The sequence below is a fragment of the Salinicola sp. CPA57 genome, from assembly GCF_003206035.1.
In the GTDB taxonomy this organism is placed as follows: Bacteria; Pseudomonadota; Gammaproteobacteria; order Pseudomonadales; family Halomonadaceae; genus Salinicola; species Salinicola socius.
The window spans coordinates 140,061-163,601 of the sequence record NZ_PZJR01000003.1 but is presented as its reverse complement, the minus strand read 5'-3'; the positions used below and the strand labels follow the sequence as shown (position 1 = coordinate 163,601).

The following is a 23,541-nucleotide window of genomic DNA, read 5'->3' as shown; positions in this document are numbered from 1 at the left end:
AGTCTCGCACGTCAACCCCGCACATGGCCGTCGCCGAAAACGACGTACTTCCGGGTCGTCAGCCCCTCCAGGCCAACCGGGCCACGAGCATGCAGCTTGTTGGTGGAGATGCCGATCTCGGCTCCCAGGCCGTATTCGAACCCATCGGCGAAACGCGTCGACGCATTGACGATCACCGAGCTTGAATCCACCTCGGCCAGAAATCGTCTGGCGAGGGTGAGATTCTCGGTCACGATCGCGTCGGTATGCTGGGATCCATAAGTGTTGATGTGTTCGATCGCCCGATCGAAATCGTCGACGATTCGAATCGCCAGGATCGGCGCCAGATATTCTGTCGACCAGTCCGCGTCCGATGCCTCGACGGCATCCTCGATCCACTCTCGGGTTCGCGGGCAGCAGCGCATCTCGACGCCCTTGTGCCGATAGATCGCGGCCAGCGACGGCAGCACCTGCGCCGCGATATCGACGTGCACCAGCAGCGTCTCCATCGTATTGCAGGGCGAATAGCGCTGAGTCTTGGCGTTGTCGGCGATCGCCACCGCCTTGGCGATATCCGCGGCGGCATCGATATAGACATGGCAGATACCATCGAGGTGCTTGATGACCGGCACCGTGGCATCAGCGGCGATACGGGCGATCAGCGACTTGCCGCCGCGCGGAATGATGACATCCACGAACTGCGGCATGGTGATCAACGCGCCCACCGCGGCGCGATCGGTCGTTGCCACCACCTGCACCGCACTCGCGGGCAAGCCGGCATCCTCGAGCCCCATGCGAATGCATTCGGCGATCGCGGCATTGCTGGCTGTCGCCTCGGAACCGCCCCGAAGGATGCAGGCATTGCCGGATTTCAGGCACAGACTCGCCGCCTCGACGGTCACATTGGGACGGGATTCGTAAATGATACCGATCACCCCCAGCGGCACCCGCATCTGGCCGACCTGGATACCGCTGGGTCGGTAGCTCAGCCCGTCGATCTGGCCGACGGGATCGGGCAGCGCCGCGACCTGACGAACCCCGGCAATCATGGCGTCGACTCGCTCCTTGGTCAGCGCCAGACGATCCAGCAGCGCCTCGCTCAGCCCGTGGTCTCGCCCGCGCTGCAAGTCTTCCCGGTTGGCCGCTGCCAGGTTCGGGCGGGCCGCGTCCAAGCGCGCCACGATCGCCTCGAGCGCAGCGTTCTTGCGCCCACTGTCGACCCGGCGCAGTGCAGCACTGGCGTCACGCGCACGCTGCCCCAGCGCCTGCATGTAGTGGGTGATATCCTCGACCCGAGAGGTCGCCGTCTGCTGCATGGTGTACTATCCCCTCTCGATGATGATCCGCAACGGGTGGCGTCCGACGTCGGGCTGCCGAACGTCTCGATAGCGAGAAAGCTCGATGCCAAGGGCACGATAACGCGCTGTCCTTTATCGTTAATCGCGCTATACGCTCAGTCCCGGCCCATGCGATAGTGAAACACGAATCGCACACGCCATCCGCAATCGGTCCAATATAAGCCACCATGCAAAGCAAGTACAAAAGCCCCGGCTCCAAAACGCTTCTGGCGCTTATCTTGCTGTTCGCTCTGGTGGCGGGCGGGCTAGCCGAGGACGCCGTGAGAGTAGCGGCTTGGGTCAGTGGCGCCCTCTTTGCCTTGCTGCTGGCTCGCCCCACGCGTCTCGCGCAGTGGTTTCCCGTCGTGATCACGGTTCTGTGCGTTGCCATGCTCGCGATCGACCATGCCAACACCCATCTCTGGATCTGGGCGTTGCCGCTATGCCTGCTGGGCCTGGCGGGCCGCGGCGGCGCGATAGTCAACGTGGCGGTCTATGCAACATGCGTCATCTACATGGCCTGGACGCTGCCCTTGCCGACCACCATCGTTGCCAGTCTTTCACTGGCGGTGGTCTGGCTACTGTGCCTGGAGCGACAACGGCTGTCGGCCACGACACCGGCATCGGCGAAGTCCGATTGGCTGCTCCCGCCGGCGCAACTGGATGCCGACATTCAGCGTGAACTCAAGCGCTCGGAGCGAGAACGGCTGCATGGAGAGGTGGTGGTTTTCGGCTGCGCCCACTCGACCACGGCCGATATGGATCAGCTCTGTCGCTATCTGCAAGAGCAGTTGGCGCTCTACGAACGGGCCTACCGACTCAATGACTATGGCGTTGCCGTGATTCTCGTGGCGCCCAATGCCGAGGTCGCCCAGCAACGCCGCCAACAGCTGGGATACGCTATCGCTCCTCATCGCGAGGTCTCGTCGACGCCACTGACGGAAATCGGCGATCGTTTCACCCGTTACCACGGCAAATCGTCCACGCGCATGGCGGAGATGCACTCTTGGCACTGAGTCGTTACAAGCTGATCGCACAACTACTCACGCTGGCATTGCTGGTGGGTCTCGCGCTGTGGGAACACCTGATGCGCCACTACGACTTGATACTCCCGCCGACCCTGCTGGCGATCGCACTGCTGATTTCCCTGCCGCTGCAGTGGCTGGGGCGCCTTCGCCCATCGGTGGCTGACCATCTGCTGCTGGCCGGCGGGCTGGTCCTTTGTGCCGTCGAGGCACCGAGTAGCGCGAACCCGATGCTATGGCTGGGGCTCTCGATCACGCTCAGCTTTCTGTTGCTCACGTTCTTCCCGGCCCTTCTACTGGCGTTCTGCCTGGTCCCGATACTGCTGGTGCTGATCGGCGACGGCCGCTTGGCGGCGCTCAACCTGGTGTTTGGCTGGTGGCTGATGCTGGTTGCGGCTGCCCTGACCGTCCTGCTGGATCAATCGTCCCATGCGAAGCGCTTCACGCTGACGCCCTGGCGTCGCGACAAGCGCCTGTCCGCCACCTGTACTCGCGAGAACTTGAAAATAGAGATCGCCAGGGCATCCGCGCTCGACCAGCCATTGAGCGTACTGGTCGTCTATATCCCTCAACTGGATCAGGCAGGAGATCAATTCGGCGGTCACCTGCGCGAAGTGCTTCTGTCCAGTTTCAGCAGCGTGGTGTCCGACAATAGCCGTCAAAGCGACCTCCTCGGCGAGAATCATGCCAACGTTTTTTGGCTGATACTGCCGAACACGGCTGAACCCGGCGCCGTCGCTGCTGCCAAAAGACTCTCGGATGCGGTCACCGCGGTCGCCCATCCTGAAATCGGCGCACTGGAAAGCTACAGTCGAGTCTGTACGCTGCAGAGCCAGGAAAGCGCAGAGCGCTTCGCTCGGCGCCTTGAAGCCGCTGCCACCAAACTGCTGGAACCTCACGCTTGAATTTCACGCACTGGCTTTACTCTCTCGCCCCGCCCCCGGAGCTCCTCCTGGTCATCATCTTCGCGGTGGCCCTGATCGAATCCCTCGCCGTCATCGGCGTCGTGGTGCCCGGCGTGGTATTGCTCGGCGCTGCAGCGTCGATCGCCGGACACGGCGACATCTCCCTCTGGCTGGTGCTGCCAGCCGGTATTCTTGGCGCGTTCGCCGGCGACAACCTCAGCTTCTGGCTGGGCCGTACGCAGCGCAGCCGGATTCCGCGATGGTGGCCGCTGAAGCAGCACCCCGACTGGTTGAGCCGAGGCCATGAGTTCTTTCAGCGATACGGTATTCTATCCGTCGTGATCGGTCGTTTCGTCGGCCCGGTACGCCCGTTCATCCCCATGATCGCGGGCATGCTGTCGATGCCGACGAAACGCTTCGTTGTCGTCAATCTGGTTTCCGCTCTGGCCTGGGCTCCGGTCTATCTTCTGCCGGGTTATCTGCTGGGACGATCCTGGGAAGAGTTGATGCAGCTGCCGGCAGGGGCCGAACACTGGCTGCTGACGCTCTCCCTGTCGCTGCTGGCGCTGGGACTACTGTTCTCGTGGATTCGTTATCAGCTGAGCAGCGACGGGCGTGTGCATCGCTGGTTGGAAGCGCGCATGACTCGAAGCCCTGCGCTGGCCAAGGGCTGGAACACGCTTTGCTCACCGCCGCCGGCAAGTGAATTCCCGTTGGCGTCGGTGTCACTGCTGCTGACCAGCCTGATCGCCTTGACCGGCTGGACGATATGGGTGCTGATGCACGATGGGCCACTACCCATGGATTCGCAGATCCACTCGCTCGCTCGTCTGCTGCAGCGAAGCTGGCTGGTCGGGACCAGCGAGACGCTCGCCGAGATCGGCGATGCGCTGGGCATCAGCGTACTCATGGCCCCATGGCTGCTCTGGCTGTTGTACGCGAAACGCTTCGCAGCGCTGCTGCACATCGCCGGCGCCCTGGTTCTCATTGCCGTCAGCAACACGATATTCAAGGATCTGGCAGGTCGGGCACGGCCGGACACCCCGGACTACCTGACCGGCTCGATGTCCTACCCCAGCGCCCATACGTCGACGATCGTGGTCGTCGTCGGGCTGACGGCAGCGTTTGCCGCCCAGGTGATGCCGCAGCGCTATCGCGGATATGCGTACTGGCTAGGGATCCTCGTCTGCGCGCCCATGGCCATATCCCGGTTGGTGATCGGCGTTCACTGGGCCAGTGATCTGATCGGCGGAGCCCTGCTCGGGCTCACTGTCTGCGCCCTGACGCGCATCAGCTATCAACATTTCCAGCGCCCCGACCGCGACATGCCGCCGTGGATCTGGCTAGGCGTCGCCTCGCTGGCGCTGGAGACGACACGCGTGCTGTTTTTCCCTCCCATCTGAACTCCCGAGCGCTCCGCCGGGGGAGAGGGCCATCGCCGAGGGTCATCGCCTAAGCCCCCCAGCGGGGCATCAACGTCTGGGCAATGCCTAACTGATTGAGGATTCTGGCCACGATGAAATCGATCATCGCCTCGACGCTGTCTGGACGATGGTAGAAACCTGGTGCTGCCGGCAGCATGACAGCGCCCATATGGGTCAGCTTGAGCATGTTATCGAGATGAACCGCCGAGAGCGGCGTCTCCCGAGGCACCAGAATCAGCGGCCGACGCTCCTTGAGCGCGACATCCGCGGCACGCTCGATGAGGTTGTTGCTTGCCCCGCAGGCGACCGCCGAGAGCGTGCCGGTCGAGCACGGACAGATCACCAGCGCCTGCCAGTTACCGGATCCGGAGGCCACCGGCGCCATCCAGTCTTCCCGGCCGAAACAGCGAATCTGCTCCTCGCCGGCGCCGAACCGCGCCGTCAGATCCCTTGCCAGCCGATCCGGCTGTGCCGGCAGATCGATATCGGTCTCGACCGCGATCACCCGATGCGCCGCCTTGGAGACCAATACGTAGACCTCGTGCCCGGCGCCGATCAGGCATTCGATCAGGCGCAGCCCATACTGCACGCCGGAGGCCCCGGTCAACGCCACGGCGATCGGCGGCGCATAGTTTGGAGCGTTGTTCTGGACATGGCTCTGGACATGGCTCTGGGCATGGCTCGGGCGGGCGGGAAACTCATTGTCAGCGGCCATGAAAACCCTCCAGCGCTTGCAGCAACTTGTCGTGAATACCGCCAAACCCGCCGTTGGACATGACCACGATCCGATCTCCGGAAACGGCCGTCTCGACGACCTGCCCGATCAGCGTGTCGAGATCGTTCGCTACCCGGCTGGTCGCACGGCGGGCGACAACTTCGTCCAGCGACCAGTCGAGCCCGGGAGGCTGATACCACCAGACCCGATCGGCCACCGAGACGCTATCGGCCAGGCGTGTCTTCATGGTGCCTTGGCGCATGGTATTGGAACGGGGCTCGATGACTGCCAACAGCCGGCCGCCGTGGCGGTCCTGGCGTAACCCCTCGAGCGTCATCGCAATGGCCGTGGGATGGTGCGCGAAGTCGTCGAGCACCTGGATCCCGGCCACCTCGCCGCGAACTTCCTGGCGTCGCTTGGGAGCAGCGAACGTCGCGAGTGCGTGGCAGCCGTCCGCCACCGACACGCCAAGCTGATGGGCCGCTGCCAGCGCGGCAACGCCGTTGGCGGCATTGTGCCGACCGCTCATTCCCCACTGAATCCGGTGACGCTCGCCGCCGTAAGTCACCGTGAAGGCACGGCTGTCATCCGGCTCGAGGGTAAAGCGCCAATCGCTGCCGTCACGTTCACCGAAGCGTTGTACCGGCGTCCAGCAACCCTGGGCCAGAACCCGCTCCAGCGCCGGCTCGCTGTCGGCGACCACCAGGCCGCCATTGCCCGGCACCGTACGCACGAAGTGATGAAACTGGCGTTCGATGGCCGCCAGGTCGGCAAAGATATCGGCGTGGTCGAACTCCAGATTGTTGAGAATGGCGACATCCGGGTGGTAATGAACGAACTTCGACCGCTTGTCGAAGAACGCGGTGTCGTACTCGTCCGCCTCCACGACGAACGGCGCACCGGATCCGCCGAGACGAGAAGAGCATCCGAAATTGCGCAGCACGCCACCGATCAGGAAGCCGGGCTCCAGCCCCGCGACCTCCAGTATCCAGGCCAGCATGCTCGCGGTGGTGGTCTTGCCATGCGTCCCCGCGACTGCCACGACACGACGTGTCGACAGCACATGTTCCGCCAGCCATTGCGGCCCGGAAGTATAGGCAAGCCTGGCGTTCAGCATCGCCTCGATTTCCGGATTGCCGCGCGAAAGCGCATTGCCGACGATGACCAGATCGGGAGCCGGCTCGAGATTCTCGGGGCGATAACCCTCCATCAGCTCGATGCCGATCTCTTCGAGCTGGTGGCTCATCGGGGGATAGACATTGGCGTCCGAGCCGGTCACGCGATAGCCCAGCATCTTTGCCAGGCGCGCCAGACTCCCCATGAAAGTCCCGCATACCCCCACTACATGAACGTGCATTCCACTCTCCCTCGCATGAGCCGGCGAGCCTAGCATGGGCTCGCAAACCGGGCCACCGGCTCGCCCGATACCGCATCCGATACGCTCCCGCGGCGTCGCCCACCCCCCCACGAGTCCCCCTGCGAAACGCAGACTAGCGGCCGCAGCGATCATGGCGTCACGGCAGACATCAGCCGATGACTCATCCGACAGTTGCAGAAAATTGACCGAGGTCAAGACACGCATCTCGTGTTAACAGGCATTCGCCTTTCGGCTATGCTGGGCCCGCATTCGCGACCTGCGGCATCCTTGCCAGGTGGCACCACGTCGTTGCCATGGCCCCGGTTTCATCATCGGTGGTGATTCACCGACAGGCTATCGCCACCGCGATATCGTCCAGGAAGTCAGCGCCAGTCGACGGCCCGGGCACGCCAGTTCGATGACGTGAGCCAGCATAACCGAACATCAGGAGATGAGAGCCGATATGGCCAAGCATAATGCCTTCTACGCCCAGTCCGGTGGCGTTACCGCCGTCATCAACGCCAGCGCCTGTGGCGTGATCGAGGCCTGCCGCCGTCACCCGGACCGCATCGGTCATCTCTATGCCGGGCACAACGGCATCATCGGCGCGCTCATGGAAGATCTGATCGATACCAACCAGGAGAGTGACGACGCCGTCTCGGCGCTGCGCTATACGCCCGGTGGCGCCTTCGGTTCCTGTCGCTACAAGCTCAAGTCGATCGAGACCCACCGCGCCGAATACGAACGCCTGATCGAGGTATTCAAGGCCCACGACATCCGCTATTTCTTCTACAACGGCGGCGGCGACAGCGCCGATACCTGCCTCAAGGTCTCCCAGCTGTCGGAGACGATGGGCTATCCGCTGACCGCGATTCACGTACCCAAGACCGTCGACAACGATCTGCCCATCACCGATAACTCGCCGGGTTTCGGCAGCGTCGCCAAGTACGTTGCCACCTCGACGCGGGAAGCGGCGCTGGACATCGAATCGATGTGCTCGACCTCCACCAAGGTATTCATTCTCGAGGTGATGGGACGTCATGCGGGCTGGATCGCCGCCGCAGGTGCACTCTCCGGTGAATCTCCGGAACAGGCCCCGCACCTGATCATCTTTCCGGAAATCGCCTTCGACCGGGAGAAGGTCATGGCGCGCATCGACGACGCCGTCAGACGTCACGGCTTCTGCGTGCTCGTGGTATCCGAAGGCGCCCAGTACGCGGACGGCACCTTCCTGACCGATTCGGGCAGCACCGACGCCTTCGGTCACAAGCAGTTGGGCGGCGTCGCCCCGATGTTGGCATCGATGGTCAAGGAAGACCTGGGCTACAAATACCACTGGGCCGTCGCCGACTATCTACAGCGTGCCGCGCGCCATATTGCTTCCAAGACGGATGTCGACCAGGCCTACGCCGTGGGTGAAGCCGCCGTCGAGCTCGCTCTGGCCGGGCAAAATTCGATGATGCCTGCGATCAAGCGTATCTCGGACGCACCCTACGAATGGAAGATCGAACCGGCTCCGCTGTCGGAAATCGCCAACCACGAAAAATTCATGCCGCGGGACTACATCAGCGAAGATGGTCTCTATATCAGCGAAGCAGGTCGCCGATACCTCGCACCGCTGATTCTGGGTGAGGATTTCCCCCCATTCGAAAACGGCCTGCCCAAGGTCGCCAAATTGAACAAAGCCAGGGTCGAGCGCAAGCTGCAGCCGTTCGAGCTCTAGCCCACAGACTCCGGCGTCATCGCGGCGTTCGCGCGACGCCTGTCAACCGAGCCACACTCCGCTCCCACCGTCGGCACCGCCATCGCGGGTGCCGACGCCAGAAGCGGTCGCTCGCCTACCTTTTCAGAACGTTCGTCCGCATTTCAAGGAAGACTGACGGCCCAGCGACAGCATCCCTGTCGCGATTCAGCAACACCCTCCCTCCAAAATGAAAACAGTGTTCAACAACTCCGAGATCCGCTACTCGGCGAAAGTTCCGGGGCTATACTTGGCTTATCCTGAAAATCGCCCACAAGCGGCTATCGCGGGAAGCACATCTCGAGGATTCAGGTAAATCGTCAGATTCAGCGCCTCGTCGCTCTTGCGGCGGCGAGTAAAGAGAAGGAGCAGGGCCATGAAGAAACCGATCATTGTTGGCGGTATCATCGCCGCACTGGGTATCGCCGGTGGCGTCGCGGTTGGCGCCTATCAATCATCCGAGAGCGGACCGCGTTATGCGGATATCGTCAGCGTCGACCCGATCGTGCAGACCTCCAACTCTCCTCGCGAAGTCTGCAAGGATGTCACGGTGACGCATCAGCGCCCGGTGAAGGACGATCATCGCATCGCCGGCACCGCCATCGGCGCCATCGTCGGCGGCGTCGTCGGCAATCAATTCGGTGGCGGCAGCGGCAAGAAGATCATGACGGCAGCCGGCGCCGTGGGCGGCGGCGTCGCGGGCAACCAGGTTCAGCAGCAGATGCAACAGGGCGACACCTATCAGACGACCGAGAAGCGCTGCAGCACCGTCAACGACAGCAAGGAAGAGACCGTCGGTTATGACGTCCGCTATCGTTACGATGGCGAGGTCCATGAAGCCAAGCTGGATGACAAACCGGAGGGTGACCGCGTGCTGATGCGCGACGGAGCACCGCAATGGCAGGACGACTCTCAATCCTGAACAACTCGGTCTTGAACAACTCGGTTGAAGACCGCCGCCATTCGCGGATTGACGCCTTCCAACGGTTCGAGCGTCAACTAGCGCTGAGTCAGAAAGACGAGAATCAAATAGCCCCGAGTCATCGACTCGGGGCTTCGTCTTTGACAGCAATGCCGGATCCCCTTCCGAATATTAATCTGGCGACTCTTTCTTCGACCATCGCAGGCAGGCATCGGGAAGCGCGAGCCCTATCTGCCGAGAACCTTCATCAAAAATGCGTCGGCTTCCTCGGCCGACCTTGAGGACCGATCGGTTTGCTTAGCGCGATCTCGATCGCCCGCTCTCGCTCGATGCCGCTATCGACCAGCTTCCTGATTCTCGTTTTCAGCGTGCTCACAGGCATGCCAACGGCTTTGGCACGATGGGACAAGCTCCCCATCGCACACTCGGTCTTCTTCTGACCTTGAACGAGCTGAAAATCCCGCGCAGTCAATTTCATAGTCTTCCCGAGGTGCAACTGCCGTTATTAACCAAACCATCTAATAAAGGCATTATTGATTTAACTGAACTTTAAATAGTTTGTAAATGAACTATAGTTCAGCTTGCACGCCTCGAGGTTAACTTTACTTAACTCAGAGCGAGAAAGACTGACATTGAGGCCATGGTTAGGGTTCTGCCGGAAGCACTGGCGATCGGTGGAGGAGCACGTTCACACTATTTCGGTCCCAGCACAGACCTTGAAGGGTGTGAACATGTTCAGAGAGCAACGAGTAGAGAGCGGTCGCGGCCGGCGGCAATGCGGGCAGGTCGAAAAACCGTGACTGGCCAACAAAAAAACGCCCGGCATACTTCACCACCTGGTGCTGAAGTCTGCCGGGCCAAAGATCGCGAGACCGCGACCATGAACCTCTGGGGCTCAAAAGAGCGCGCATGAAGAACGCACCCTCGACCGATTCGTTACGGTTCAAAGCGGGCGCTTCGCACCAAAAAAATCAATATCTAGTAGCAAACCGCCTTATCAACCTACTATAGCTACTAGATTATCAGCATGTCGCAATAAAGAGAAAGCGGAAATTTCATCTACTTTAGTATTTCCGGATAAATACCGACCACCGCCCTGCCGGTGCTCATGGGCCCTCACTCCAGCTGTCCAATGACGCCATGACCTCGTCATGGTCATTGACGCCCCCCACATACGGCACAGGCCGGATCTCTTGGCAACGCGAAACGCCGCCACTCGCCGCGTAATGCGTCGAACGTCGAGAGACCTCGAGGAGGCTGGCCCGCGCCAGTGATCAGCTTCAAGGCTTCCAGCGCCTGAAAACTACCGATAACGCCAACCAGTGGCGACACGACACCGCTCTCTGCACAGGTCAGCGCTTCATCGTCGCCCTGCTCTCCGTAAAGGCAGGCGTAACAGGGCGACGATGGCTGACGCGAATCGAAGACTGCCAACTGGCCGGAAAAACGAATGGCAGCGCCGCTCACCAGCGGGGTCCGAGTTTCGACGCAGACCCGATTGATCGCGAAGCGGCTGGAGAAACGATCGGTACAATCGAGCACCACATCGGCCGAATCGACTTCCTCTTTCAGGGCACCGTCGGCGAGCCGAGCATTCAGCGCCCGGACCTGGCACGTGGCGTTGAGCCTTCGTGCCGCATCGGCCGCCGACTGCGCCTTGGAATGCCCCAGCGCCGATTCGGTGTGCGCAATCTGGCGCTGCAGATTGGATAATTCGACGACATCATCATCGGCGATGCTAAGACACCCCACACCGGCCGACGCCAGATAGAGCGCAGCGGGAGAACCAAGACCACCGGCACCGATGACCAGCGCGCGGGAAGCGAGCAGCAGCTCCTGCCCCCGGACATCGATCTCTTCCAGCATGATATGGCGGCTGTAGCGTAGTAATGCCTCATCGTTCATAGCTTTGACTTCATCGCCTTTCGTTCATGGCCGTCTTCGTGAGTGCCCTCATGGGCTTGCCGGCAAACGCGCTCCAAATCCAAGAATGACGGCGTCGCGGTCCGACGTGCTACCCGTCGCCTGCCAGGTCGAGATCGGGAATCGGCAGGGCCAACTCCTCCTTGACCTCTTCCATCACGACGTAGCTTTTGGACTCCTTGACGCCGGGCAGGGTCAATACGACGTCACCCAGCAGTTGGCGATAAGCCGACATCTCCGGAATCCTGCACTTGAGGATATAGTCGAACTGCCCGGAAACCAGATGACACTCCTGAATCTGCGGCAGTTTGGCGACCGCCTGTCGGAACTCATCGAAGACCGCCGGGGACTGGGTGTTCAAACTGATTTCGACGAACACCAGCAGATTGGCGCGCAGCGCCTGTGGATCGAGTATCGCCTTGTAGCCGCGAATGATACCCGAACGTTCGAGGCGTTTGACGCGCTCGAGACAGGGTGTCGTCGACAGTCCCACCTGGGACGCCAGGTCGACGTAGGAAATTCGCGCGTTTTCCTGCAGGCAGCGCAGGATATTGAGGTCGATTCGATCGAGAGATCGAGATTTGGCTTTCATTGCTGTAATTGTTCCAAGCCGGTGGATGGAAAGGTTCCATGAATGAGAAGCCGAAGGCGAATGGCTCGCTTGGGTAATCAGCAAGTGACACCACGCAAGCGACACGACGTATGGATTACCGCCCCGGCTCACCGCTTTTCGCGGGGCAATACTCTTATCACAGAGCGGTTACGAATCACCAGCCAGCCCGGCAACCCTCGTTCAACGCTTCGGTTGTAGAGGTACGGCCAGGCGCCGCCGGTTCGGTCGACCGAATTGGCCTACGCCATTGATCGACAGGCTCAGCTCCACTGCCCGCCGCTGACCCGTTGGTGACCTGCCAGGTCGTATCGGGACCCGACATCGTGGAAGCCGCGATGCGACAGCGCTTCGCGCACCTGCTGCGCTTGCGCGTAGCCATGCTCCATCCAGAGCCAGCCACCCGGTGTCAGGTAGCTCGGCGCTTGCCCCGTCAGCCATTCGAGATCGGACATGCCAGAGGCACCGGCGACCAACGCCGAACGCGGCTCGAAGCGAACGTCGTCAAGCAGCAGATGCGGATCGTCATCGGCAATATAGGGAGGATTGGAAACGATCAAATCGAAACGGCGACCGGACAATGCCGAGAACCAGTCGCTTTTCAGAAAGCGAGCGTTAGCGATCGCCAGTCGTTCGGCGTTGGATTGCGCCAGGGCCACGGCGTCGGTGGAAACATCGACACCGGTGACCCGCCAGCCCGGGCGTTCGCTGGCGAAGGCGAGCGCGATCGCGCCGGTGCCGGTGCCCAGATCGAGCAGTTCGCCCTTGGGCATCGGCGCAGACTCGAGTGCCACCTCGACGAGACGCTCGGTATCCGGACGCGGGATCAGCGTCGCCGGCGACGTCTCGAGGGAGAGCCCCCAGAACTCCCGCGCGCCGACCAGGTAGGCCACCGGCAGCCCCTCGGTCCGACGGGCGATCAGCGTCTGAAAGCGCTCTTGTTGCGCCGGCATCAATTCGCGGTCGCCCCACGTATAGAGCCAGGTTCGATTCGTCTCGCAGACGTGTGCCAGCAACACCTCCGCATCCAGTCGCGCCGTCGGCGAGGCGATGAGTCGTGCTGCCGCGTCGCGAAGAGCGTCGTCGATGGTCATCACTCGCCCTGCAGCGCTGCCAGCTGGTCGGCCTGATACTCATTGATCAGAGGTCCGATGACTTCGTCGAGATCGCCGGCCACGACCTCGCCCAGCTTGTAGATCGTCAGGTTGATGCGGTGATCGGTGAGCCGCCCCTGGGGAAAGTTGTAGGTGCGGATCCGTTCGCTGCGATCGCCCGATCCCACCAGAGAGCGGCGGGTATCGGCCTGGTGCTGGCGCTGGGAGTCCACGGCCGCCTGCTTCAGCCGCGCGGCCAGCAGCGACATCGCCTTGGCACGGTTCTTGTGCTGGCTGCGCTCTTCCTGACATTCGACGACCAGCCCCGTCGGCAGGTGGGTGATGCGAATCGCGGAATCGGTCGTGTTGACGTGCTGGCCGCCGGCCCCGCTGGAGCGGAACGTGTCGACACGGAGATCATTACTGTTGACGTCGATGTCGCCGACCTCACCTGCTTCGGGCATCACCGCGACGGTGCAGGCCGAAGTATGAATCCGGCCCTGGGATTCCGTCGCCGGAACACGCTGCACGCGATGTGCGCCGGATTCGAATTTCAGCGACGCGTAGACGTTGTCGCCCTTGACCCTGGCGATGATCTCCTTGTAGCCGCCCTGCTCGCCGTGACTGGCGCTGACCACCTCGACCTTCCAGCCACGCCGCTCGGCATAGCGGGAATACATCCGAAACAGATCGCCGGCGAACAGCGCCGCCTCGTCGCCACCCGTACCGGCCCGGACTTCCAGAAAGACGTTGCTGTCGTCGTCCGGGTCCTTGGGGACCAGCAAGCGTTTGACCTCCTCTTCCAGCTCCTCGAGCCGGGATCTGGACGAGCGCCACTCCTCTTCGGCCAGCTCGCGCATGTCGGGATCGCTATCCTGCCGCATCTGATCGGCCGCTTCGATATCGCTCTCGGTACGGCGATAGACAAGCCAGGACTCGACCAGCGGTTCGAGCTCGGCGTACTCGCGAGAGTAATCGCGAAAGCGAGGCTGATCGGAAATCACTTCGGGTTCGGATAACAGCGCCGACAGCTCTTCGAAGCGCTCCTGGAAGGCGTCGAGTCGTTCGCGCAGAGACGCTTTCATGCCCAGTCCTGTATTTTCATGCCGAGTCCTGTGTCGTGGCGGGCCCCTCGATGAGCAGGCTATCGGCCGCCTGAATGATGTCGTGACGCGACTGGCCCGACGCTTCGCGCAGGCGCAGCGTCGGGCCATGCATCAACTTGTTGGCCAACTGGTGCGAGAGACGCTTGATCACCGTCTCCGGATCCGCGCCGCGCGCCAACTGCGCCAGTGCCTCGGCTTCGGAATCGCGACGCAGCGTTTCACCGTGCTGACGATAGCGGCGAATCAGATCCCCAGCACCGCGAACCCGGCGTTCATGCAGCCAGTGATCGACGCCGCTGTCGATCAAGGCTTCGGCCTGGCTGGCAGCGACCTCGCGATGCCGCCGGTTTTCGGCGATCACCTGCTGAAGGTCGTCGACGCTATAGAGGAAGACATCGTCGAGATCGCCCACTTCCGGTTCGATATCCCGGGGGACGGCAATATCGACCATGAAGATGGGCCGGTGGCGGCGCACCTTGAGCGCCCGCTCGACCATGCCCTTGCCGAGGATCGGCAATTCGCTGGCGGTCGATGCGATGACGATGTCCGCCTGCTCCAGAGCCTGCGGAATGGCGTTGAGCTCGATTGCCCGCCCGCCGCAGGCTTCCGCCAGCACCTGAGCCCGTTCCAGCGTGCGATTGGCCACGGTCAGCCCCATGATGCCGGCTTCCCTCAGGTGGCGTGCGACCAGTTCGACCGTCTCGCCGGCGCCGATCAGCAATGCTCGGGCGCGGCTGAAATCGTCGAAGATGCGACTGGCAAGGCTCACGGCGGCGTAGGCCACCGAAACCGGATTCTCGCCGATCGAGGTTTCGCTGCGAACCTGCTTGGCGACGGAGAACGTCTGCTGAAAAAGACGTTCCAGCTCGCTCCCCAGCCCCGCATGCTGACGCGAGATCTGGTAGGCATCCTTGAGCTGACCGAGAATCTGCGGCTCGCCCAGGACCATGGAGTCCAGACCGGCCGCTACGCGCATCAGATGTCTTGCAGCCTCGCCCTCGTAGTAGTGATAGGCACAGCTCAACAGCTCCTGCGCGGGCATGCCGTGAAACGCCCCCAGCCACTCGAGCAGTTGACGCTCGCCGTCGGCCACGGTGATGCAGTAGAGCTCGGTCCGGTTGCAGGTCGACAGCACTGCCGCCTCACGCACGTCGGGCAGGGCCCGCAGCTGTGTCAGCGCGGACTCGAGCTGTGCCGGCGAGAAGGCGACACGCTCGCGCATGTCGACCGCAGCCGTTCTATGATTGATACCCAGAGCTAGCAGCGTCATGAAATCACGGTCATTTATCTTGCGTGGACCCGGCTTTGCGCCTGCGAACGTCATCGCTGGCGCGGCAAGCCGGGATGAAGCGCGGCAGATGTCAGGTCGCCGACCGCCCCATTCACCGTTCGCGATCGGCCGCAGCCGGAAGTCGACACACCCGGTCTATAACGTCCCACCCTATTGTGGTCCGCCCAGCCAGGCGGCGCCATTTTAGCACAGCCAAAAGACGCTTAGCAGGCAATGAATCGCGTCGGCTGGCATGCTTGGGCGATTGACCCCCGGCGGCCAGCCGTTATGCTGGAGCCATTGATCGATCTCGAGGACGGCATGCCCAAAAGTCTGTTCTACGCCGCCAGTTGCGCGGTCCTGCTGGCTGGCTGTCAAAGCATGTCGGCCGATAGCCCATCGATGCCCGCCGATGACCCCATGACGACGGCGCCACCCATCACCCGTGGTTTCGACGCAAGCGGCCTGTCTCAGGTGATGCTATCCGAGATGGCGGGGCAGCGGGGCGACTTTCGTCGCGCCGCCGAGGGCTATCTGGCCGCTGCCGATCGCTACCGCTCCGCCGAACTCGCCGAGCGAGCGACGCTGGCCGCGCGCTACACCGACGACACCGGACTGCTCTCCTCCGCGGCGGCTCGGTGGCAGCAGCTGGCCCCGCGGGACTCGGCACCGCAGAAGCTGCTTTCGGGGATCGCGGTGGACCGCGGCGACTGGCCTGCGGCATTACGCCACAGGCTGGAGCTCGCTCGCTCGGATGAGGACGCTCAACTTCTCGAGCTCGCCGATCTGATGGTGGAAGCCCGGGCCGACCCCGTCCCGCTGATCGCCCAGCTACGCGATTTCACGGCATCCCACCCCGATCACGCCGACGCGCAGATGGCCACCGCGCGGCTCGAGGCAGCCAATGGTCAGCTGGACGACGCTCGCCAGCGCCTGGCGACCCTGACGCGGCATCATGCCGACCTGCCGGCGCTCTGGCTCACCCGCTCGCAGATCGCCCTCGAGGCCGGCGACTACGGTCAGGCGGCAGCAACGGCGCGACGCGGGAGCGAGCTCGCGCCCGACGATAGCCGGTTCCTGCTGGCGCTGGCCCAGGCCGAGATCGCCAATGGCGATATTGCGTCTGCCGAGCCGCGAATCGATCAACTGCTGGCGCGTTACAACGATACGCCGTCGCTACGTATCGGCTTCGCTCAGCTCTATCTCGACGCCGGCGCGCTGGAGCCCGCTCGCCGCCTGTTGCTGCCGCTGCTGGATCGCGACGACACGCCGCCGGCGACCTATCTGGTGCTGGGCAGCATCGCCGAGACTCAGGGCGAGATCGACAACGCCCTGCTCTATTATCGCCAGGTGCCAGCCGGCCCCGGCTTTCTCGATTCCCGGGCACTGGCGACCCGTATGCTGATCGCCAGTGGTCGCGCCAGGGAAGCCCAGGAATTCCTGCAGGTCGAAATTCTGCGCCACCCCGATCAGCGCACTTCCTTGACACAGATCGGCCTGCAGGCACTCGACGACGCCGGCCAGATTCCTGCGGCGGACGCCCTGCTCGCCGACGCTCTCGAACAGTCGCCGAATGACACGGACCTGCTCTATACCCGCGCCATGCGAGAGTTCGACCAAGGCAACGTCGAGACGATGATGACGCAGATGCGCGACGTGATCGCCAGAGATCCCGACAATGCCGCGGCTCTCAACGCATTGGGCTACACCCTGGCGACGACCACCGATCACTACGATGAGGCACTGGATCTCATCGAGCGAGCGCACGCGCTCGAGCCGCAGAGCCCGGCCATTCTCGACAGCCTGGGCTGGGTTCACTTCAAGCGCGGAGAGCCCCGGAAGGCGCTGGGTTACCTGCGCCGGGCCTATGCCGGACAGCCGGACCAGGAAGTCGCCGCGCATCTGGCAGAAGCGCTGGTCGTTCTCGACCAGGCAGCCGAAGCCAGAACGCTGGTGCAATCGGCAATCGCCACCAGCGACAATCACCCCGATATCGACGATCTGCTGATTCGCTATCCGCAGCTTTCGCCCCAGGCTGAACCCTAGCCAGATAGCCGGGCCCTAAGCTCGGCAGTCGTGCCGGAATTCAGCCGCCTGTACCGGGGCAAGGCCCCGGGAAGCAACCCGGCGCCCGGCTTCCCACTCTACTCATTCGTACTCGACAGGAAACATCGATGGCACACTCCCTCCCGGTCAGCGAACGGCGACAACGCGCCCCAATGACATGCAAGCAGTGGTGGCAGCCGCTAGGGGCGTTGATTCTGGTGGCCTGGCTTGCCGGTTGCGCCGGGCAGGCGCCGGCACCGGACGTGCCGCGCCAACCCGATGACTGGCAGCGACAGCAGGATGAACTGACCGCCCTCGACACCTGGTCCTTGGCCGGCAAGGTCGGCCTGCGAACCGCGGATGACAGCCGCAGCGCGAATCTGGACTGGTCTCAGGCGCCCAATCACTACCGCATGCTGATCAGCGGCCCGTTCGGTGCCGGTCGCAGCGTTCTCGAGGGCCGCCAAGGTGCCGTCACGCTCACCACTGGCGACGGCCGCTTCGAGGCTGCATCACCGGAAGCGTTGATGCAGCAGCAACTGGGCTGGTCGCTGCCCATCTCCGCACTGGACTCCTGGGTTCGCGGACTTCCGGCGCCGGGCCGCGCTCATCAGCAGACCGACGACGAACTCGGCTTTCCGAAAACCCTCAGCCAGGACGGCTGGACCATCCGCTACCGGGACTGGACCTACGCCGGCTCGCTGTGGCTGCCGAGTCGCCTGATCATGACCTACGACGACATTCGCGCCACGCTGGTGGTCAATCAATGGCAACCGGGGGTGGGCTCTGACGATGCGTCCGAGGAGACGCCGGGCGCGACGCAATGAGAGCTTTGACACTGCCCGCGCCTGCCAAACTGAATCGTCTGCTGCGGATCACCGGCCGCCGGCCGGATGGCTATCACTCGCTGCAGACGCTGTTCCAGATTCTCGATAGCGGCGACACGCTGAGATTTCTTCCACGGCTCGACAGCGACGACATCACGTTATCCCCGGCGCTGGCCAACGTTGCAGAAGCCGACAATCTCGTCGTCCGTGCCGCCCGCCTTCTCCAGCAACAGACCGGTTGTCGCCAGGGCGCAGCCATCGAGCTGGAAAAGCGCCTGCCGATGGGCGGCGGACTGGGCGGCGGCAGTTCCAACGCGGCCACTACGCTGCTCGCTCTCGACCACCTGTGGGGGCTGAATCTGGGTATCGATCGATTGGCGGCGCTGGGACTGACACTCGGCGCCGACGTTCCCGTCTTCGTGCGCGGCGATACCGCCTGGGCAGAAGGTATCGGTGAACAGCTCGTCCCGGTCGACCTGGCGCCTTGCTGGTTCGTCGTCATCCATCCCGATGTGGAAATTTCCACCGCGGCGGTTTTCGGCCACCCCGGTTTGACACGCGACAGCACGGTCATTAGTATGCGTCGCGCACTCGCCGGGGCCGCCCCCGACGCGGTGTGGCGCAACGATTGCGAGAGCATCGTGCGAGCGCTCTATCCTGAAGTCGACCGCGCGCTGAGCTGGCTTGACCAGTACGGTAACGCGATGCTGACCGGGACTGGCGCCTGCGTCTTCTGTCCGCTGGACGACGAAGCGCAAGCCGATCAGGTGCTGCGTCAGGTCCCGGACGGATGGCAAGCCTTCAAGGCCCGTGGCAGCAATCGGTCCCCGCTGCACTTGGCCTTGGACACTGCCAAAGGTTTGGACAGGGCTCAGGGGTAATTGCCATATCGCCGTCGCCAGAAGCCGTTTCGACTACGCGGTTTTTGTCAGACTTTTCAGACGGGTTACGGCTTTACGACTGGTTTTCCGTTCAAACCTAGCCAACGGTTTGTGCTTTTGCGCATAATGGGCGCGACCGATGATTGCTGGGGTATCGCCAAGTGGTAAGGCACTGGTTTCTGGTACCAGCATTCCCAGGTTCGAATCCTGGTACCCCAGCCACTTCCTGACTTTCGACAAGCCTGCATACGGAAACCGGGTCGCGATGGCCACTCAGCCCACACGATTTCCCTACCGGCGTTGCGGTTACTTTTCCTGCCGTCTCGACGCGCGACTTCGATGCCATTTTGCATCGTTGGCGGACAACCGTGGCCTCTCCGGAATTCGACGCTTCGGCTCGCACTCCCTCTGCAGTCTTGTCACCCGTCCAGAATCGAAACGAATGTCCTTTACCGACCTTCTACAGCTCTCAAAGGTGGCCGCGCGTGTCTAAATTGATGGTTTTTACCGGTAACGCCAATGTCGGACTCGCCTCGAAGGTAGCCGAGAGTCTGGATAACCGACTCGGCCATGCGACGGTCGGACAGTTCAGCGATGGCGAAATCGCCGTCGAGATCAACGAAAACGTACGCGGTAAAGACGTCTTTATTCTGCAATCGACCTGCGCCCCGACCAACGACAATCTCATGGAACTGATCCTGATGGTCGATGCGCTACGTCGTGCTTCGGCGACCCGCATCACTGCCGTCGTGCCCTACTTCGGCTACGCCCGCCAGGACCGCCGCGTGCGCTCGGCCCGCGTGCCGATTTCGGCCAAGGTCGTGGCCGACATGATGGTCAAGGCCGGCGTCGACCGCGTGATGACCATGGATCTGCACGCCGATCAGATACAGGGCTTCTTCGATGTCCCGGTGGACAACGTCTACGGCTCGCCGATACTGCTCGATGATATCGAGCGCCAGAATTACGATAACCTCGTCGTGGTCTCTCCCGACGTCGGCGGGGTCGTCCGAGCCCGTGCCATCGCCAAACAGCTCAACGTCGATCTGGCGATCATCGACAAGCGCCGCCCCCAGGCCAATCAGGCGCAGGTGATGCACATCATCGGGGAGATCCAGGATCGTACCTGTGTCGTGGTCGACGACATGGTCGATACGGCGGGAACGCTGTGCAAGGCCGCCGAGGCACTGAAGGATCGCGGCGCTCGTCGGGTGGTCGCTTACGCCACCCATCCGATCCTTTCCGGACCCGCCGTCGACAATATCAGCGGTTCAGTGCTTGACGAACTCGTCGTTGCCGATACCATACCGCTCTCCGAACCTGCACGTCGTAGCGGCAAGATTCGTCAATTGACGGTCGCCGGCCTGATTGCCGAAGCCATTCGTCGTGTGAGTAACGAAGAATCCGTCAGCGCGATGTTCCACTGATCGCTCTCGACACGACCGTTTCACGACGGTCCGCCGGGGACGATCGGGAACCACGCGCGGATACGTGGGTGACTGCCGTAAGGGCAGCCATCCTGCTGGAACGGCATCCTCTGGTCGCGGACGATGCCGATTTCCATTACTTGACCATTAGAGGTGACAAAAAATGTCCCATTACACCCTGACCGCCAATGTTCGTAAGGAGCTGGGGAAAGGTGCGAGCCGCCGCCTGCGCCGCAAGAACGAACAGGTCGCTGCCATCATCTACGGTGGTACTGCCGAACCGCAGCCGATCACCATCGACAAGCCGGCCTTCTACAAGGCGATCGAAGACGAAGCCTTCTTCTCCTCGATCATCGACATCCAGGTCGACGGCAAGAGCGAACAGGTCGTCATCCGTGATCTTCAGCGCCATCCGTACAAGGCACTGGTCACTCACGCTGACTTCATGCGCGTCGATGCGACCCACGAACTGACCCTGAACGTCCCGCTGCACTTCTTGAACGAAGAGACGTGCAAAGGCGTCAAGGACGAGGGTGGCGTGCTGCACGTTCTGAACAACGACGTTCAGATCAGCTGCCTGCCGTCCAAGCTGCCGGAGTACCTCGAGGTCGACGTGGCCAACCTGGCGCTCGGCGAGACCATTCACCTGTCCGACATCAAACTGCCGGAAGGCGTGACTCTGGTCGAACTGAGCCATGGTGAAGAGCACGACGCCGGTGTCGTCAGCGTCACGCACCCGACCGTCGTCAGTGACGACGAAGTCGCCGGTGAAGGCGTCGACGAAGATGGCGAACCGAAAGACGAAGCCTGATCTTTCGCGACAGACCGGATAACAGGCAGTCGGCATGGCAGTGAAAGCGATCATCGGTCTCGGCAACCCCGGGCCGGAATACGAAAACACCCGTCACAATGCCGGCGCCTGGCTGGTCGAGCAACTTGCGAGGGGCGCAGCGGAAACGCTGCGCTCCGAGCGCAAGTTTCTGGGTCTGTACACCAGGATCCGACTGGGCGAGCATGATCTGCATCTGCTCAATCCCACCACCTTCATGAATCGCAGTGGCGCCTCTGTAGCGGCATTGTGTCAGTTCTTCAAGATCATGCCGGACGAACTTCTCGTCGCCCACGACGAACTCGATATCGATCCGGGCTATGCCCGTTACAAGACCGGCGGCGGCCACGGCGGCCACAATGGCCTTCGCGATATCGTCAGCGCGCTGGGTAACAATAACGGCTTCCATCGCTTGCGTATCGGCATTGGCCACCCTGGCAGTGCCAAGCAGGTAACGCACTACGTTCTCGGTTCTCCCGCCAAAACGGAGCGCCACGCCATCGATGATGCCATCGATGAGATCCAGGTCACGCTGCCCGACGCCCTCGCCGGCAACTGGGCCAAAGCGATGAACCGCCTGCACAGTTTCAAGCCTGACTGACTCGTTCGTCGTTCGTGACGGACAGCTCGTGCGTCGCCATTCAAGAGTCTGGCCCCCACCCCTCGTGTCCCGTAGAATGCCCGCCATTCACTTTCATGCCTTGCGTTCGTTTCTCGGATCGAACCGTACCCGGAATCATACTGTTCTCAGGATCTCATTATGGGCTTCAATTGCGGCATCGTCGGCCTGCCCAACGTTGGCAAGTCGACTCTCTTCAATGCGTTGACGCGATCGGGCATCGACGCCGAGAACTTCCCGTTCTGCACCATCGAGCCCAACACCGGTATCGTGCCGATGCCCGACCCGCGTCTCGACCGGCTCGCCGAAATCGTCAAGCCGGAAAAAGTGGTGCCGACCACGATGGAATTCGTCGATATTGCCGGCTTGGTCGAGGGTGCTTCCAAGGGTGAGGGGTTAGGCAACCAGTTTCTCGCCAATATCCGGGAAACCGATGCCATCGCCCATGTGGTGCGCTGCTTCGACGACGACAACGTCATCCATGTCGCCAACCAGGTCGACCCGACCGCCGATATCGAAACCATCAACCTCGAGCTGGCACTGGCCGATCTCGATGCCGTCGAGCGCTCCATCCAGCGCCTGACCCGTGTGGTCAAGGGCGGCGACAAGGAAGCGATCGCCACCAAGGCGATCCTCGACCGGATCCAGCCGCATCTGGCCGAGGGCCAGCCGCTGCGCAGTTTCGGTCTCGACGCCGACGAACAGTATCAGTTGCGCAGCTTCGGCTTCCTGACACTCAAGCCGACCATGTATATCGCCAACGTCAACGAGGACGGATTCGAGAACAACCCTCACCTGGATATCGTGCGCGAGATTGCCGCCACCGAAAACGCCGTCGTGGTGCCGGTCTGCAACAAGCTGGAAGCGGAGATCGCCGAGCTCGAGGACGAGGAGCGTGCCATGTTCCTCGACGAGATGGGCATGGAAGAACCCGGGCTCGATCGCGTCATTCGCGCCGGCTACGGCCTGCTGGGATTACAGACCTATTTTACCGCTGGCGTGAAGGAAGTCCGTGCCTGGACGGTCAAGGTCGGCGCGACCGCCCCGCAAGCGGCCGGCGTGATTCACACCGACTTCGAGAAGGGCTTCATTCGCGCCGAAGTGGTCGGCTACGAGGACTTCGTGGCGCTGGGCGGCGAAAGTGGCGCCAAGGATGCCGGCAAGTGGCGTCTCGAAGGCAAGACCTACATCGTCAAGGATGGCGACGTGATGCATTTTCGTTTCAACGTCTGAGGATTTTCTCGGAATGCAGTAGCGGTCCTATTGTTCATTGAGGTCCCGAAAATCAGGTCAGCCAAGCCTACTAGCCAAGGACAGGAGGCTTTCAGAAGGCGGGGGCTTTCTTTCTGGTGGTCAAACCCACTGGCGGCAAACGTTATCGGTAGCAGTGCTGTCGTGGTTTAATGAAATCGTCCGGCGCCTGTGCGATGTCCAAAGGCGATATCTCGCGCCTGCTCCCCAAGCCCGGCCTCAGGCGGTTCGCGGTAGAGGCCATCAATCACTT

The 23,541-nt window shown here is 62.3% G+C and carries 21 protein-coding genes and 1 tRNA gene; 13 read left to right on the top strand and 9 right to left on the bottom strand.

The window, feature by feature from the left end; all coding sequences use genetic code 11:
- Nucleotides 1–11 precede the first annotated feature (11 nt).
- Entirely contained in the window at nucleotides 12–1,295 is a 1,284-nt protein-coding gene (locus DOM36_RS03070; RefSeq protein ID WP_110641299.1) for a glutamate-5-semialdehyde dehydrogenase, read from the bottom strand.
- A gap of 302 nt (nucleotides 1,296–1,597) precedes the next feature.
- Here DOM36_RS03070 and DOM36_RS03065 point away from each other — a divergent pair, with 302 nt between their 5' ends.
- The 3 genes from DOM36_RS03065 to DOM36_RS03055 are packed head-to-tail and all read left to right on the top strand — an operon-like array spanning nucleotide 1,598 to nucleotide 4,649.
- Entirely contained in the window at nucleotides 1,598–2,332 is a 735-nt protein-coding gene (locus DOM36_RS03065; RefSeq protein WP_157958549.1) for a hypothetical protein, read from the top strand.
- Nucleotides 2,323–3,246, top strand: a complete 924-nt coding sequence (locus tag DOM36_RS03060; protein ID WP_110641295.1) for a diguanylate cyclase — start codon at nucleotides 2,323–2,325, stop codon at nucleotides 3,244–3,246. The genes DOM36_RS03065 and DOM36_RS03060 overlap by 10 nt, the downstream gene beginning before the upstream one ends.
- Nucleotides 3,243–4,649 (top strand): bifunctional DedA family/phosphatase PAP2 family protein, encoded by a 1,407-nt coding sequence (locus DOM36_RS03055; protein ID WP_075570688.1) that lies wholly within the window; start codon nucleotides 3,243–3,245, stop codon nucleotides 4,647–4,649. Before DOM36_RS03060 ends, DOM36_RS03055 begins: the two co-directional genes overlap by 4 nt.
- 49 nt (nucleotides 4,650–4,698) lie before the next feature.
- On the opposite strand, the gene DOM36_RS03050 is transcribed toward DOM36_RS03055, so the two are convergent.
- Both DOM36_RS03050 and mpl read right to left on the bottom strand, forming a co-directional pair.
- Nucleotides 4,699–5,385, bottom strand: a complete 687-nt coding sequence (locus DOM36_RS03050) for a flavin prenyltransferase UbiX (protein WP_083941862.1) — start codon at nucleotides 5,383–5,385, stop codon at nucleotides 4,699–4,701.
- Entirely contained in the window at nucleotides 5,375–6,742 is a 1,368-nt protein-coding gene (mpl, locus tag DOM36_RS03045) for a UDP-N-acetylmuramate:L-alanyl-gamma-D-glutamyl-meso-diaminopimelate ligase (protein ID WP_075570689.1), read from the bottom strand. The genes DOM36_RS03050 and mpl overlap by 11 nt, the downstream gene beginning before the upstream one ends.
- 463 nt (nucleotides 6,743–7,205) lie before the next feature.
- Between mpl and DOM36_RS03040 the strand changes: the two genes are divergently transcribed.
- Together DOM36_RS03040 and DOM36_RS03035 are read left to right on the top strand one after the other, a co-directional pair.
- Complete coding sequence (locus tag DOM36_RS03040; RefSeq protein ID WP_110641293.1) at nucleotides 7,206–8,465, top strand: 6-phosphofructokinase; 1,260 nt, start codon at nucleotides 7,206–7,208, stop codon at nucleotides 8,463–8,465.
- A 394-nt stretch (nucleotides 8,466–8,859) separates the two neighbouring features.
- The gene (locus tag DOM36_RS03035) at nucleotides 8,860–9,405 is read left to right on the top strand and encodes a glycine zipper 2TM domain-containing protein (protein WP_075570691.1); all 546 of its coding nucleotides are present in this window, start codon (nucleotides 8,860–8,862) and stop codon (nucleotides 9,403–9,405) included.
- A gap of 247 nt (nucleotides 9,406–9,652) precedes the next feature.
- Here the strand turns inward: DOM36_RS03035 and DOM36_RS03030 are convergent, their stop codons facing one another.
- The 6 genes from DOM36_RS03030 to hemA form a co-directional block, all read right to left on the bottom strand.
- The gene (locus tag DOM36_RS03030; protein ID WP_075570692.1) at nucleotides 9,653–9,883 is read right to left on the bottom strand and encodes a hypothetical protein; all 231 of its coding nucleotides are present in this window, start codon (nucleotides 9,881–9,883) and stop codon (nucleotides 9,653–9,655) included.
- Nucleotides 9,884–10,560: 677 nt separating this feature from the next.
- Nucleotides 10,561–11,310 carry a HesA/MoeB/ThiF family protein gene (locus DOM36_RS03025; RefSeq protein WP_110641291.1) on the bottom strand — a complete coding sequence of 250 codons (750 nt, stop codon included), beginning with the start codon at nucleotides 11,308–11,310 and terminating at the stop codon, nucleotides 10,561–10,563.
- A gap of 109 nt (nucleotides 11,311–11,419) precedes the next feature.
- On the bottom strand, nucleotides 11,420–11,920 hold the full coding sequence (locus DOM36_RS03020; RefSeq protein ID WP_075570694.1) for an Lrp/AsnC ligand binding domain-containing protein: 501 nt from the start codon (nucleotides 11,918–11,920) through the stop codon (nucleotides 11,420–11,422).
- A gap of 281 nt (nucleotides 11,921–12,201) precedes the next feature.
- Nucleotides 12,202–13,032, bottom strand: a complete 831-nt coding sequence (gene prmC, locus DOM36_RS03015) for a peptide chain release factor N(5)-glutamine methyltransferase (RefSeq protein WP_110641289.1) — start codon at nucleotides 13,030–13,032, stop codon at nucleotides 12,202–12,204.
- Nucleotides 13,032–14,117: a peptide chain release factor 1 gene (prfA, locus tag DOM36_RS03010; RefSeq protein ID WP_110641287.1), complete on the bottom strand. Its 1,086-nt coding sequence runs from the start codon at nucleotides 14,115–14,117 to the stop codon at nucleotides 13,032–13,034. Before prfA ends, prmC begins: the two co-directional genes overlap by 1 nt.
- 16 nt (nucleotides 14,118–14,133) lie before the next feature.
- Entirely contained in the window at nucleotides 14,134–15,408 is a 1,275-nt protein-coding gene (gene hemA / locus DOM36_RS03005; RefSeq protein ID WP_110641285.1) for a glutamyl-tRNA reductase, read from the bottom strand.
- Nucleotides 15,409–15,729: 321 nt separating this feature from the next.
- Between hemA and DOM36_RS03000 the strand changes: the two genes are divergently transcribed.
- The 8 genes from DOM36_RS03000 (at nucleotide 15,730) to ychF (ending at nucleotide 23,270) form a co-directional block, all read left to right on the top strand.
- Nucleotides 15,730–17,454, top strand: coding sequence for a tetratricopeptide repeat protein (locus DOM36_RS03000; protein WP_110641876.1), 1,725 nt, complete (start codon nucleotides 15,730–15,732; stop codon nucleotides 17,452–17,454).
- A gap of 173 nt (nucleotides 17,455–17,627) precedes the next feature.
- The gene (gene lolB / locus DOM36_RS02995) at nucleotides 17,628–18,281 is read left to right on the top strand and encodes a lipoprotein insertase outer membrane protein LolB (RefSeq protein WP_110641282.1); all 654 of its coding nucleotides are present in this window, start codon (nucleotides 17,628–17,630) and stop codon (nucleotides 18,279–18,281) included.
- Nucleotides 18,278–19,162, top strand: a complete 885-nt coding sequence (gene ispE / locus DOM36_RS02990) for a 4-(cytidine 5'-diphospho)-2-C-methyl-D-erythritol kinase (protein WP_110641280.1) — start codon at nucleotides 18,278–18,280, stop codon at nucleotides 19,160–19,162. Before lolB ends, ispE begins: the two co-directional genes overlap by 4 nt.
- A 147-nt stretch (nucleotides 19,163–19,309) precedes the next feature.
- Nucleotides 19,310–19,384: transfer RNA gene (locus DOM36_RS02985), tRNA-Gln, on the top strand.
- Between the two features lie 275 nt (nucleotides 19,385–19,659).
- Nucleotides 19,660–20,589: a ribose-phosphate pyrophosphokinase gene (locus DOM36_RS02980; RefSeq protein WP_075570700.1), complete on the top strand. Its 930-nt coding sequence runs from the start codon at nucleotides 19,660–19,662 to the stop codon at nucleotides 20,587–20,589.
- 163 nt (nucleotides 20,590–20,752) lie between these two features.
- Entirely contained in the window at nucleotides 20,753–21,400 is a 648-nt protein-coding gene (locus DOM36_RS02975; protein WP_075570701.1) for a 50S ribosomal protein L25/general stress protein Ctc, read from the top strand.
- Between the two features lie 34 nt (nucleotides 21,401–21,434).
- Complete coding sequence (pth, locus tag DOM36_RS02970; RefSeq protein ID WP_075570702.1) at nucleotides 21,435–22,019, top strand: aminoacyl-tRNA hydrolase; 585 nt, start codon at nucleotides 21,435–21,437, stop codon at nucleotides 22,017–22,019.
- A 159-nt stretch (nucleotides 22,020–22,178) separates the two neighbouring features.
- Nucleotides 22,179–23,270: a redox-regulated ATPase YchF gene (gene ychF, locus DOM36_RS02965; protein ID WP_075570703.1), complete on the top strand. Its 1,092-nt coding sequence runs from the start codon at nucleotides 22,179–22,181 to the stop codon at nucleotides 23,268–23,270.
- Nucleotides 23,271–23,541: the final 271 nt, after the last annotated feature.

Coding starts and splice junctions, on each gene's coding strand:
- DOM36_RS03070 (WP_110641299.1), bottom strand. CDS start 1,295: ATGCAGCAGACGGCGACCTCTCGGGTCGAGGATATCACCCACTACATG.
- DOM36_RS03050 (WP_083941862.1), bottom strand. CDS start 5,385: ATGGCCGCTGACAATGAGTTTCCCGCCCGCCCGAGCCATGCCCAGAGC.
- mpl (WP_075570689.1), bottom strand. CDS start 6,742: ATGCACGTTCATGTAGTGGGGGTATGCGGGACTTTCATGGGGAGTCTG.
- DOM36_RS03040 (WP_110641293.1), top strand. CDS start 7,206: ATGGCCAAGCATAATGCCTTCTACGCCCAGTCCGGTGGCGTTACCGCC.
- DOM36_RS03035 (WP_075570691.1), top strand. CDS start 8,860: ATGAAGAAACCGATCATTGTTGGCGGTATCATCGCCGCACTGGGTATC.
- DOM36_RS03030 (WP_075570692.1), bottom strand. CDS start 9,883: ATGAAATTGACTGCGCGGGATTTTCAGCTCGTTCAAGGTCAGAAGAAG.
- DOM36_RS03025 (WP_110641291.1), bottom strand. CDS start 11,310: ATGAACGATGAGGCATTACTACGCTACAGCCGCCATATCATGCTGGAA.
- DOM36_RS03020 (WP_075570694.1), bottom strand. CDS start 11,920: ATGAAAGCCAAATCTCGATCTCTCGATCGAATCGACCTCAATATCCTG.
- prmC (WP_110641289.1), bottom strand. CDS start 13,032: ATGACCATCGACGACGCTCTTCGCGACGCGGCAGCACGACTCATCGCC.
- prfA (WP_110641287.1), bottom strand. CDS start 14,117: ATGAAAGCGTCTCTGCGCGAACGACTCGACGCCTTCCAGGAGCGCTTC.
- hemA (WP_110641285.1), bottom strand. CDS start 15,408: ATGACGCTGCTAGCTCTGGGTATCAATCATAGAACGGCTGCGGTCGAC.
- DOM36_RS03000 (WP_110641876.1), top strand. CDS start 15,730: ATGCCCAAAAGTCTGTTCTACGCCGCCAGTTGCGCGGTCCTGCTGGCT.
- lolB (WP_110641282.1), top strand. CDS start 17,628: ATGACATGCAAGCAGTGGTGGCAGCCGCTAGGGGCGTTGATTCTGGTG.
- ispE (WP_110641280.1), top strand. CDS start 18,278: ATGAGAGCTTTGACACTGCCCGCGCCTGCCAAACTGAATCGTCTGCTG.
- DOM36_RS02980 (WP_075570700.1), top strand. CDS start 19,660: ATGGTTTTTACCGGTAACGCCAATGTCGGACTCGCCTCGAAGGTAGCC.
- DOM36_RS02975 (WP_075570701.1), top strand. CDS start 20,753: ATGTCCCATTACACCCTGACCGCCAATGTTCGTAAGGAGCTGGGGAAA.
- pth (WP_075570702.1), top strand. CDS start 21,435: ATGGCAGTGAAAGCGATCATCGGTCTCGGCAACCCCGGGCCGGAATAC.
- ychF (WP_075570703.1), top strand. CDS start 22,179: ATGGGCTTCAATTGCGGCATCGTCGGCCTGCCCAACGTTGGCAAGTCG.